The 11876-nt window shown below is 61.6% G+C and carries 10 protein-coding genes and 2 pseudogenes; 1 reads left to right on the forward strand and 11 read right to left on the reverse strand.

The window, feature by feature from the left end:
- From AC0L3E_RS03150 to AC0L3E_RS03175, 6 genes and pseudogenes are all read right to left on the reverse strand, one after another.
- On the reverse strand, window positions 1-933 hold the full coding sequence (locus AC0L3E_RS03150; protein WP_127380957.1) for a glycoside hydrolase 5 family protein: 933 nt from the start codon (window positions 931-933) through the stop codon (window positions 1-3).
- Window positions 926-1679, reverse strand: a pseudogene (locus AC0L3E_RS03155) (TIGR04290 family methyltransferase). Before AC0L3E_RS03155 ends, AC0L3E_RS03150 begins: the two are co-directional and overlap by 8 nt.
- Before the next feature lie 2 nt (window positions 1680-1681).
- Window positions 1682-2485, reverse strand: coding sequence for a sugar phosphate nucleotidyltransferase (locus tag AC0L3E_RS03160; RefSeq protein ID WP_128306973.1), 804 nt, complete (start codon window positions 2483-2485; stop codon window positions 1682-1684).
- Window positions 2485-3585: a CgeB family protein gene (locus AC0L3E_RS03165; RefSeq protein ID WP_128306972.1), complete on the reverse strand. Its 1101-nt coding sequence runs from the start codon at window positions 3583-3585 to the stop codon at window positions 2485-2487. The genes AC0L3E_RS03160 and AC0L3E_RS03165 overlap by 1 nt, the downstream gene beginning before the upstream one ends.
- Before the next feature lie 14 nt (window positions 3586-3599).
- Window positions 3600-4196: a histidine phosphatase family protein gene (locus AC0L3E_RS03170; RefSeq protein WP_128288166.1), complete on the reverse strand. Its 597-nt coding sequence runs from the start codon at window positions 4194-4196 to the stop codon at window positions 3600-3602.
- Window positions 4193-5296: an inositol-3-phosphate synthase gene (locus tag AC0L3E_RS03175; protein WP_128288167.1), complete on the reverse strand. Its 1104-nt coding sequence runs from the start codon at window positions 5294-5296 to the stop codon at window positions 4193-4195. The genes AC0L3E_RS03170 and AC0L3E_RS03175 overlap by 4 nt, the downstream gene beginning before the upstream one ends.
- 155 nt (window positions 5297-5451) lie before the next feature.
- Between AC0L3E_RS03175 and AC0L3E_RS03180 the strand changes: the two genes are divergently transcribed.
- Window positions 5452-7194, forward strand: coding sequence for a hypothetical protein (locus tag AC0L3E_RS03180; protein ID WP_473604191.1), 1743 nt, complete (start codon window positions 5452-5454; stop codon window positions 7192-7194).
- Between the two features lie 9 nt (window positions 7195-7203).
- Here the strand turns inward: AC0L3E_RS03180 and AC0L3E_RS03185 are convergent, their stop codons facing one another.
- From AC0L3E_RS03185 to AC0L3E_RS03205, 5 genes and pseudogenes are all read right to left on the reverse strand, one after another.
- Complete coding sequence (locus tag AC0L3E_RS03185) at window positions 7204-7389, reverse strand: hypothetical protein (protein WP_473604193.1); 186 nt, start codon at window positions 7387-7389, stop codon at window positions 7204-7206.
- Window positions 7390-7483: 94 nt separating this feature from the next.
- Window positions 7484-8530, reverse strand: coding sequence for a UDP-glucuronic acid decarboxylase family protein (locus AC0L3E_RS03190; protein WP_127398875.1), 1047 nt, complete (start codon window positions 8528-8530; stop codon window positions 7484-7486).
- A gap of 23 nt (window positions 8531-8553) precedes the next feature.
- The gene (locus AC0L3E_RS03195; protein ID WP_127320993.1) at window positions 8554-9657 is read right to left on the reverse strand and encodes a CgeB family protein; all 1104 of its coding nucleotides are present in this window, start codon (window positions 9655-9657) and stop codon (window positions 8554-8556) included.
- 36 nt (window positions 9658-9693) lie between these two features.
- Window positions 9694-10749 (reverse strand): annotated as a pseudogene (locus AC0L3E_RS03200) (CgeB family protein); the annotation flags it as partial.
- The gene (locus tag AC0L3E_RS03205) at window positions 10746-11876 is read right to left on the reverse strand and encodes a CgeB family protein (RefSeq protein ID WP_473604194.1); all 1131 of its coding nucleotides are present in this window, start codon (window positions 11874-11876) and stop codon (window positions 10746-10748) included. The pseudogene AC0L3E_RS03200 and the gene AC0L3E_RS03205, both read right to left, overlap by 4 nt.

Consider the following 11876-nt stretch of genomic DNA (forward strand, 5'->3'; position numbering starts at 1 on the left):
TCACGCGGCCGAGGCCCGCTGCGTGGGGAGCGAGGCGGATGTCATGCCAGGCGCATAGCGGCGGATCATGGTTGAACAGAATTCAGCGAACTCCTCCGGCACCAGGGGCGGGCTGGTGTGGTGGGGCATCATTCCGCGGTGCTGAGGTGTGAAGCAGAAGGTGACCGTCACATCGAAATCGGCGAGTGCTTCCATCTGCCGGTCGAACCAGTCCAGCGCATTCGGCCGAAAACTGTCCGCCCAGGAAAGCCCGGTACGCATATTGGTGACACCCAGCCGCTTCATCCAGGCGACGGCATCGTCCAGCCGCGGGTCTTCGAAATGAAACCACTGCACCAGGCCCATTGCGGGTGTATGGCGCAGGAATTCCTCCAGCGCGGGCTTTGGCGTGCCGTCCTGGCGTAGCAGCCCCATATGGAAATGCCGGTAATAAGAGGAGCCCTCGGCTTCGCGGTGACGCGTCGTTGCTTCCCATTCACGCGGAAGATCGTAGAGGCTGTACCATTGGATGCGTGGCGCATTGCCGAGCAGCAATTCAGCTGTGCGCTTGAGCCCCCAGACTTGGATTTCCTCGGCGCCGAAGGTCGATACGCCGACTTCGCTGACCCAGATGGGAAGATCGGTGACGGTCGCGATCTCGCCGATCTTCTGCGGCCATTCCTGGATCTGCCACAGATTCCAGTCGAGGGGAAAGCCGTGCACGGCGACGGCATCGACATGATCCAACACGCCGAATTCCTTCATGCGGGTGATGAACCCCGGATCTATCGGCGAGATGCCACCGAGCACTTTGGTCAAAGCCGGGTTTTCAGATGCGATTGCGTCCGCCGCCAGGATTGCCATCCTGGCGAAGCGGCTCCAATCGGGATCGAGCTCGGGATCCCAATGCGATTTGTTGTTGGGCTCGTTCCAGATCATCGCGGCTTCAATCATGACGCTGTCCTTTCGAGGGGTAGACGGGACGCCGCGCCGCCGGCGGCGCGGCAGAAATAGACCTCCTGCTCCGGATGCAGGACGATTTCAAAGCCGGCGCTGCGCAGCATCGCTTCGGTGCAGGCGCGGTTGGGTATCCACCAGTTGGTCGGGTCATCGGCATAGCGGTGCTCGATGAAATGGAGCTTGGGAAATTCCGGCCGGTCGAACAGGTCATGCGTCCAGAAATGATAGTTCTCTTCCATCTCGGGCAGATCTGTGCTGCCGCGCTGCATGGACTGGAAGATCATCAGGTCACCGGCTACGTGCTCACGGATAAGGTCGAGCGCGAGCAAGGGGTGGCGCAGGTGATAAAGCACCCCCATGAACAGCACGACATCGAACGTTTCACCCAGGGCGCCGACGTCGTAGACCGAAAGTTTCTGGAATTCGATCTCGCAATTGGCGATCTCGGCGGCAAAGCGGGCCTGCGCCAGATAGGCCTCATCGAAATCGATGCCGAGGACACGGGCAGCACCTCGCCGTTTCATCTCGATGGAATAGAAACCGGCATTGCAACCAATATCCAACACCGTCTTGCCTGTCAGATCGGCGGGAATGGCCTCGGCGAATTTGCGCCATTTGATCAGCGGATAATTGCCGAGAAAATGGTTGGGAGCGGTTTCGACACCCGCCAGTTCCATGTTGTGGAACCATGGGCCGAGAGCATCGATACGGCGGCGGATTTCGGCATGGGAATGCAGCATGATCAGGCTCCTTCGCCGGGAACGACAGGCACATGCGAACGGGCACCTGGCATAATCGTGGCGGGTTGGTGATGGACGGGTGCGGCGCCGTCCTCGAGCAGCCGCAGGGCCGTGCGATAGCCGTTGAAAGTGCCGACATCGACATAGGCGGACCCGGCCTTGACGCCGGAGGCTTGACCTCCGGCCGCAAGGTAGGCGTTGACCAACGTGCCGATATATTCGTCACGGCATTCCCGTTCACGCCAGAGTGCCGCAAGCTGATGCAGGATCGAGCCCGGCATCTTGAACGCACCCCAAACCCAGTTCGTGGCGGCGTCCTGTTGCTTGACCTGGATTTCGATCACGCGCTCGTGGTCATCGACAACGACGGCGTCGAAGAATTCGGGACGATCCACCGGGAAGAGCAGAAATGAAAGCTGATCGTCAGGCAAATGACAGAAGCCGTCCTCGGGAAACCAGATCGTGTCGGGAAGGCCGACCAGGACGACCTCATCGGACGCGACGAGAGGCGCTGCCCGAAAAATCGCATCGCAAAGTCCAACGGGATTGGGCTGCACCACGAAGAGAGCCGCGGCCTCACCATAGCCGGCAGCGTAATATTCGAGGATGTCGGATTTGCCCGATCCAATGATGAAACAGATCTTGTCGACGCCAGCGTGCACCATCCGCCGCACCAGATACTCGCTCACGGCGCAGGGACGCTCGGTCTGTCCTTCGATCCGGCTGCCGACCGGCAGCAGCTCTTTCGAGAAGCCGAGCGGTTGAATGCGGCTGCCGCGCCCGGCAGCGGGCACAATGCCCAACATCAGACTGCTTCCATCATCGGTTCGCCGGGAGATCTTTGAAAGGCGTCGTTTAGAATCTGGTCCAGCTCCGCCGCGCGCCGGCCAGAAGTGTGTTCGTCGAGAACCCGTTGGCGCGCACGGGTTTTGATAGCATCGAGTTCTCCTGCGGGTAAGGCGAGCGCCGCGACCACGTCATCGGTGTCGTGGGCCAGCAGGATCTCGCTGCCGGGTTCGAAGAAGCTGCTTAGGCCCGGCCATGTGTCGGTTACGATAGGCACTCCACATGCCGCTGCTTCGAACAACCGACCCGAAGGGCACCAGCCCTTTTGCGCCATCGCCTCGCGGGTCACATTCAGTGTCAGACGAGAGGATGAGAAAAACGCCGGGTGATCGGCCGGCGGAAGGTGCCTGACGAAGAAGATGTTGTCGCTCCACGGGAATTCCTGCGGATATTGTGCGCCGCCGATGATGAAGCGCTGGTCCGGCAAGCGCGCAGCTGGGCGCACCAGCAGATTCTCGACGGCCGCCTGGCGATCGGGCGCGTAGGTTCCGAGATAAGAGAGATCGGCCTTGAACTCGGCCCGCGGCGTAGCCGGCCGGTGTTGATCCGGATCGACATGCCCATAGAGCGGCACCACGTGACGCGCGCCCAGAACCGCCTTCAGCGCGTCGATCGCCGGGCCGCCTGTGTAGCTCAGGACGAGGTCGAAATCGGCAAGACCCTCGGGGCCGAAATAGGGTGGACGCTCACCTTGTTCGATGCGGGCAAGCGTGACCGGAGTGTCCAGATCGTAGAAGACCCGCAGTCCGGGCCCTGCCTGCTGCGCCAGCCGCGAGGCGTCCACGGCATCTGGACAATAAGAGGTGACGATAACGACATCCGATCGTTTGATCGTTTGCTCCGCGACCCGGCGGATATCCTCCCAGTCCGGGTAGAGCACGATGTTGCCGCCGTCCAGATGATCAAGATCGCGCGTTCCGGCATAGTAGGGTGTGTCGCGTTCGAAGAAGGTGATGGACCAGCCGCGCCGGGCGAGGGCTCTGATCAGTCCCCTCCATAAGGTGGCATGGCCGTTACCCCATGAAGACGTGACGGTAAGACCGAAAATGACCATCTGCATCCGGCAAATCCTCGTCAGGCAACTTCGTTCAATCGGATCAGCTTCGCCCCCCAGTCGCCCGACACGATCGTGGTGATCGAGGCGGGATCGATGTCGAAGCGAAAGCAGTCGCCGGCCGGCAAGCCAAGGACTTTGCAGACAGCGGCCTTGATTACATCGGCGTGGCTGACCAGGGCGACACACTGATTCTGATGCTGCTCGTGGGCAGCGTTCATCACCGCGACGACGCGCTGTTGGACATCCAGCATGGTTTCGCCGTTTGGTGTCCTGGCCTCCTGCCGCTGGTCGTTCCACGCTCGCCAGCCGGCGTTGCCGCTCAACTCATCGAAGGTCTTTCCCGACCAGTCGCCGAAGTCGATCTCGTCGAGTTCGGCACAGATCGCGATTTCCCCGACGCCGCAGGCGAGCGCGATTGGCAGGGCCGTCTCTCGGGTCCGCTCGCGCGGGCTGCACAAGATCGCTGCAATCGGCTCCCGGGCCATGCGGCAGCCAAGCTGCGTTGCCTGCGTCTTACCAGCATCCCCGAGGCAAACGCCGTCCATACGGCCTGCCAGATAGGAGCCGACATTGTCGTGTGCCGCATGGCGGATCAGAAAGAAGGTCGTCGTCATTCCGCGGCATCGAGCAAAGGCTCGTCCTTGCCTGCGATAAAAGCGAGCGTGCGCTGCCGCGCTTCGGCGTCGGTGAACTGTTCGGGAGGCGACTTCATGAAATAACTGCAGGGACCGGTCAGCGCTCCCGCCATGCCGCGATCGAGCGCCAGCTTGGCGCAGCGTACCGCATCGATCACCACGCCGGCCGAGTTTGGAGAATCCCAGACTTCCAGCTTGAGCTCGGCATTGAGCGGCACGCCGCCGAAAGTCGTGCCTTCCACCCTTATATAGGCCCACTTGCGATCGGTCAGCCACGGTACGTGGTCGCTGGGCCCAACGTGGATATTGCCTGGCTCCAGGGGAACATCGAACTGGCTGGCCACGGACTGTGTCTTCGAGATTTTCTTCGATTCCAGCCGCTCGCGTTCCAGCATGTTGAGAAAATCGGTGTTTCCGCCGAAATTCAGCTGATAGGTGCGGTCGATGCGTACGCCGCGTTCGCGAAAGAGGTTGGCCAGCAGCCGGTGCACGATGGTCGCGCCGACCTGGCTCTTGATATCGTCGCCGACCAGCGGCAGTCCTCGCTGCTCAAAGCGCCGGCGCCATTCCGGGCGTGAGGCGATGAAAACTGGTATGCAATTGACGAAGGCGCAGCCGGCCTCAAGTGCGCATTCGGCATAGAAGCAAGTTGCCTCCTCAGAACCCACCGGCAGGTAGGAAACCAGCACGTCAGCGTTGCTGTCGCGCAGGATCTCGCTGACATTGGCAACCGGCTCCGGAGCTTCTTCAATCTCGTCGCGCAGATATTTGCCGATCCCGTCCAACGTCGGCCCGCGCTCGACGCGAACGCCGGTTGTCAGCGCGTCGGCGAAGCGGAACGTGTTGTTCGGGGCGGCGTAGATCGCTTCCGCGACGTCGCGGCCAACCTTGCTCCTGGCGACATCGAATGCGCAGACAATCTCGATGTCGTCGACATGGTAGCCGCCAAGGTCGGCATGCATCAGCCCAGGGATTGGTTCGTTGCTTTTCGCGTTACGATAAAACGAGAGGCCCTGCACCAGGGAGGATGCGCAGTTGCCGACCCCAACGATACCAACACGAACCTTTTTCGATCCCACGAAACCGCCACCCTATGTTGTTCAAAGGTAAGTTCCTGGCGCCGAACCATCAGCGTGCCGGAATGTTCCTCCGCCCATCGAAAAATTGCGCGAGACTGCATGGATCGAAGCTGCATTCGATGCGTTGCCGCACGGCAACATTGGAAAACCGATCGATGATCGTCTACGGCGACCACAGGCAGACCGAGAGCGCAGAGCAGCTTCGGGAAGCAGCAAACGAAATGGCCGAAAGCCTGGATCGGATGTCTCATGGCGTCCAACGCCATGCTGCATTGGTCGGACTATTCATCAGCGTGTCGGAGCTGGTTCAGGCGCTTGCCGATGTCGATTTCCAAACCAGCGGCATCGACATCTTTTCGCCGCGACAACAGCAAGGCGCCAAGTTGTTGGTCGGACTTGCGGCAGAGGTGGCGAAGTCGTGGCAAAGCGGTTTCGGCGTCGGCGGTGGCATCGATCCGGGACTTCTCAAACAGCTGGCCGGGCTCGACTGCAAGGCCGAGGTTGTGACCGGCTCTGCCGAGGGTTATGCGCACTATGCGCTTTATCCCGAAAGCTATTTGGACGCGGCGCAGAAGTCGGGTCTCGATGCGAACACATGTGTGATCGGCGTCCGCAGCATCGGCCTCGGGCTGGCAGCTATGGTGGCGGCCTCGATTGGTGCGCCGGCACCATTCAGCGTTCGCCCGATCGGCCATCCCTTCCGCAGGTATATCAACGCCGATCCGCAGTCGATCGCCACCTGGATGAACAATCCATCGGCGCGTTTCGCCGTTGTCGACGAGGGTCCTGGCCTGTCCGGCAGTTCGATGCATGCCGTTATCGTGTGGCTGCGTGAACTGGGTATCGATACGGACCGCATTCACCTGTTTCCCAGCCATTCAGGCGGCCCGGGCATCGAAGCGTCGCGGGAGGCTCGGGAGACATGGTCGCGCTGTCCGAAGCATGTGGCGACGGCGTTTGAATGCACCTTCTCCGAAAGCTCGAAAATTCCCACGTTGCGCGATTGGGTGGCCGAGGCGGTCGGCAGGCCGGAATTAGGCCTGACCGAGCTATCTGGCGGCGAGTGGCGGGCCGCCCACTACGCCGACGAAGGGCGCTGGCCGCCGAGCCCTCGCGGTACCGAGCGGCGTAAATTCCTGGCGTCCGCCGGGCGTGACCGCTGGCTCGTCAAATTCGCGGGCCTCGGCGAAACCGGACGGCGCAAGAAACGAACCGCGACGATGTTGCATGAAGCCGAGTTCGGATCGCAAGTTGTCGCGCTTTGCCATGGCTTTCTGGTTGAACGGTGGATTGACGGCACCACGATGGATCAGGCGCCGCTACCCAGGGAAAGACTGATCGCGGAGTTCACAAATTACCTGGCCTGGCGTGCGCTCAATCTTCGAACTTGCGAACCGGGTGCATCATTGCTTGCACTCGCGGAGATGGCTGTTTCCAATACGTCGGAAGCCGTGGGCGAAAAACGCGCGGCAGCCTTGCGCGGTTGGCTCTCGAAACAGGCCCCCGCGAGCGGGCTGCAGCGCGTTGAAATCGATGGAAAGCTCCAACCATGGGAGTTTCTCGTTCGTGCCGACGGCAGGGTGCTCAAGACAGATGCCGTCGACCATTGCCGGGCACACGATTTGATCGGCTGCCAGCCAATAGAGTGGGACATTGCCGGCGCCCGTGTCGAGTACGGGCTATCCGACAGCGATGTGAGGACCCTGGTCCAAGGAATGAAGCTTGCCATCGACACCGGCCACATCGGCTTTTTCGAACCGTGCTATTTGGCATTCCAGCTCGGGCTCTGGAGCACGGCTGCGCAATCCGAAAATGGTCGGGAAGAAGCAAGGCTCGCCGCGACGGCAGACCGATATAGGATGCGACTGATAGGGTTCCTGGACGAATGCCTGATATGATCGTTCCGATCAGTCCAGCCTTCGCAGCATGTCTGCTTCCTGCTCGAGAATAGCGGCCACTTCCTCACGCTGCAGATGCGTCATCATCAAGCTGACGCAGCACTCGAGATAGGTGATCGAGGCGCGCCGCAGATAGGCAGCCGTCTCGAGTTCGGCCATCTGGTCGATATCCCTCGCGGGTCGCTTGGGTTGCATGAGGATGATCCTCCGTATCGGGTCCTCCCGCCAAACCACAAGCTTGGGCGGATGTTCCGCGCGATCTCGGGAAAGATTCGGCGGCCGTCTCGCATCACGCCGGAAGGTTCTGCAGCCCGCCGGATGCCGGCCTCGCTCTTTTAGCAAAGCCTGTCATCTGATCGCCGATGCGACTGCCTTCGAGCGCCGCGAAATAATCGATCGTCAGCTTGAGCCCTTCATTGAGGGGCACCTTCGGCGTCCAGCCGAGCAGCGCTTTTGCACGCGAAATATCGGGCTGCCTGCGCCGAGGATCGTCTTGCGGCAGCGGCAGAAATCTCAAATCCGATTTGGTGCCGGTCATCGCCTTCACCAGTGCCGCCAGTCGCACGATGGTGAATTCTCCGGGATTGCCCAGATTGACCGGCTTGCCCGGATTGGGATCGATATCCATCAGTCGCCTCAATCCATCGATCTGATCGGAGACATAGCAGAAGGACCGCGTTTGCAAGCCGTCGCCGAAGATCGTCAGAGGACGTTTTTCTAACGCCTGCATGATCAGGTTTGAGACGATGCGGCCGTCCGCCGGATCCATTCTCGGACCGTAGGTGTTGAAGATGCGCGCGACGCGCACGTCGGCTTTGCCGGCTCTAAGATAGTCGAAGCAAAGCGTTTCGGCGGTGCGCTTGCCCTCGTCGTAGCAGGCGCGTGGGCCGGTGCAGTTCACATGGCCAACATAGTCCTCCCTCTGGGGATGTTGCTCCGGATCGCCATACACTTCGCTCGTCGAGGCCTGTAGCAGCCGCGCGCCATATCGGACAGCGAGTTCGAGCAGGTTGAGCGTGCCGATCACGCAGGTTCGCGTGGTGTGTATCGGGTCGGCCTGGTAACGCGGCGGCGAGGCAGCGCATGCCAGGTTGTAGATGCGATCCACGGGCTCGCCGAGATCCAATGGCCGGCAGATGTCCTGCTCGATCAATCGGAAACCCGGCTGATCCATGATCGAGATGATGTTTTCCATGCGCCCTGTCAGGAAATTGTCGGCGCAGATCACGCGCCAGCCGTCGCGGAGCAATGCTTCGCAAAGATGCGAACCGAGGAATCCCGCACCGCCGGCGACAAGCACTGCCTTTGCCCTTTGCGCGTTTCTTTTTTGTCGCATCGTCGTTTTCTCCTGTATGCCGGTCATGCTGCGCTTCCGATGTCGAAATCGAGGGCCGCCGCCCTTGGCTGTGTCAACGCCGTCACGAATTCGCGGGCCCTGGCCGCACCGGTGTGGGATGCGAGGACGCGTTCGCGGGCCCGGCGGGCCATGGCGAGGCGTGTGCGCTCGGACTCGCCGAAGAGGATCTCGATGACATCGTCCGTTTCCCCGGCGTTGTGGATCGCCGATGCGGGAAAGAAGCTGTCGAGCCCTGGCCAGCGATCGCTGATGATGGGCGTGCCGCAAGCAGCCGCCTCGAACAGGCGCACACTGGGTGACCATCCGGCAGCGATCATGGAACTGCGTGTGACGTTCAGCGTGTAACGCTGACGGCTGTAGAACGCGGCATGATCGGCCGGCGGCAAATGTTCGATGCGTTCGACATTGTCCGGCCAGGTGATGTCGGATGGGTATTGCGAGCCGGCTACGACGAAACGGCGGTCCGGCATACGCCGTGCTGGTTCGAGCAGCAGCGCGTTCAGCGTTGCCTGCCGGTCGGCACTGTAGGTGCCGAGATAGCCGAGATCCCAGCGGATCGGATCGCCGGTCCGGTGGTGCCGTTCCGGGTCGACCGAGCAGTAGAGCGGTTCGGCGCGGCGCGCGCCGAACTCCTCCACCAGACGGCCAAGCATCGGCCCGCCGGTGAACGAGAAGTAGACATCAAAATACGGAATCTGCCGCCAGCTCAGGTAATCGCAATCATCGGCTGAAAGCTGCGCCACGGTTACCGGCGTGTCGATGTCGTAGAAGCAGAAGCGCCCTTTGCAAAATGAAGCGACGATGTCGATGACCACGCGCCCTTCCGGCACGAAGGAGCCCATGACGACAATGTCGGCCTGCTCCAGGCACCGGGCGTAGTCGCGTTGCAACTCCGCAGTGGTTTCGTAGTAGCGCAAGGCGCAGAAATCCGGATCTCGTAGATCGCGGTGGTTGGCGTACCACGGCACGTCTCGCTCCAGAAAGGTCACGCGGTGGCCGAGTTCGTGCAGACCTTTCAGCAGGCCTCGAAACGTCGTGGCATGGCCGTTTCCCCAGGACGAGGACAGCGACAGGCCGAGAAAGACGATGTCCAGTTGCTTGGTCATTCCGCTGCCCTCCACGGTTCCCTGCTCGAAATGACGTTTGAAGACGGCATCGGCCACGTCCGCCCGCAGCGCGTAGGTATGGTCGGCCAGCACGCGGCGAAGTGCGGCCTGGCCGATTGCCTTTGCCCGACTGGAGGTCAGCGAGCGCATGATCTCGGCGACATCGCCGCCGTCGCGCGCTACCAGGATCTCCTCGCTTGGTTTCAGGAACAGTTCCACGCCCAGCCACGCATCGGTGATGAGGCAGGCACCGGCGCCGGCCGCCTCGAAGACACGCGTGGCCGGTGAAAACCCGTTTACGGCCATGCTGTCGCGGCTGATGTTCAGCACCGCCTTGGGTGTGACGTTGAAGGCATTATGATCGCGGGTGCCAACGTGACCAAGCCAGCCGACATTGGCGGGAAGCGGCTTGTCCCCCCAGCCAGATCCGCCGAGCAGAAAACGCTGGTTTGGAAGCTGGCTTGCGGGATCGAGGAAGAACGCTTCGACACGTGCCTCACGATCCGGCAGCCTGTTGCCGAGGAACGCCAGATCGCAAGCGAAACGCGCATCGCTGGCGACCGGGTGATGCGTTTGGGGATCGAGCGCATTGTAGATCGGCACGCATTCGTTCGCGCCCATGGCACGGTAGGCCCAAACGACGGGGTCGCCGCCGCCATAGGTCAGCACAAGGTCGATTTCCTGCAGGGCGCCATGGAGCGGATGGTCCGGTTCGTCGCGCAACTGGGCAAGGGTTGCTGGAGCGTCCACGTCCCAGAATACCACCAGCGCGTCGCTGCGGGCGTGATTGAGAACGGCGCGCAACAGCGCCTCGTCCTCGAAACCGACGCCACTCGCCTTGACGACGATGTCGGCGCTGGCGGCACGTGCCGCCACCTGCATCAGCGCGTGCTGGGTCGCTTCATAAACGACGACAGTGCACCAGTCCGGCGCCTCGATGTCGCGGTTCTTCTGCCGGTCGTAGACGTCGGGCTCATAGAAGGTGATTTCGTAGCCCAATTGGGCAAGCGCCTTCAGCAACCCGCGATAGTAAGTCGCGGCGCCGTTCCAGTAGGATGACAAGAGGCTCGATCCATAGAATGCCATCTTCATGCGGCGGCTTCCTTTGCGGTGGTCTTGTTGATGGTATGTTCGGTTGTGCATTCCGTGAGCACGCCGAACAACTCGTCGACGCGGTGCTGGCAGGTGTGCCGCGAGCGGATGGTCTCGAGACCTGAAGTCGCCAGGGAAGCCGCGAAATCCGCATCGGCCAACACCGCCTGAAGGTGCTGCCGCATTTGCGAGCCATTCTGGGCGAACAGAAAGTCCACGCCGGGCCTGAACAGCTGCTCGACATCGGACCATGGTGCTGAAATCAGCGGAATGCCGCAGGCGAGCGCCTCGAACATCCGGATCGTCGGAATTCCAGGCAACCCCTCACGATAGGGGCGCCGTGGGATATGGACGGTGACACGATGCGCGGCGAACGCCTTCGGCACGTCGGCATTGGCGATCCATCCGTCATAGCGCAGTCCGGCGGTGGCCAGATCCGCAAGTGCGGGCTTGGGATAGCGGACACCGTGGACAGTAGCCTCGAGACCGAGATCGTGTACCGGCTCGATCAGAAACTCCTTGAGTTCGGCAGTCCGCTCATCGTCGCCCCAGTTTCCAATCCAGACCAGATCGGACATGGGGTGAATCTCCGGGTGCGGCTTGAACAGGCGATCGTCCGCGGCTTCATGCCAGGTGAAGACGCGCTTGCCCCAGCCGGCGCGCAGATAGCTCTCGCGCAAGGCCTCGCCAAAGGCGAGAACGCCGTCATAGTGCTCCAACCGCAGCGCCGAGATTGCCTCAGTCGCCGATACCGCCCGGTGGTGGGTGTCATGAAACAGAAGGATGAAGTTGCCGCCAGCGGCCCGGGCACGCCCGATGCGTGCGACAAGCTCCGGATCCGTCCACTCATGAACGATCACAACGTCGGCCTCGGCGATCCAGGCCTCGTGATCGAACCCGGTATCGTAGGTCACCGGCATCAGTTCTGGGAAATCCTTGCGGAAGCGTTCGATGGCGAAGGATCCCTTCTCGGCCAGCAGGTTCGAACGGCTCCAGCCGTCCGCCGGCTCCAGCGCCACTGCCTGGTGCCGGCGCGCGACCAGCTCCCGCATGATACCGCGCAGGAAATGGGCATTGCCGTGGTTCCAGTCGGAAACGACCGAGTGGGTGTAGAACAGAAAGCGCAT

Source organism: Mesorhizobium sp. WSM4822 (assembly GCF_055811155.1).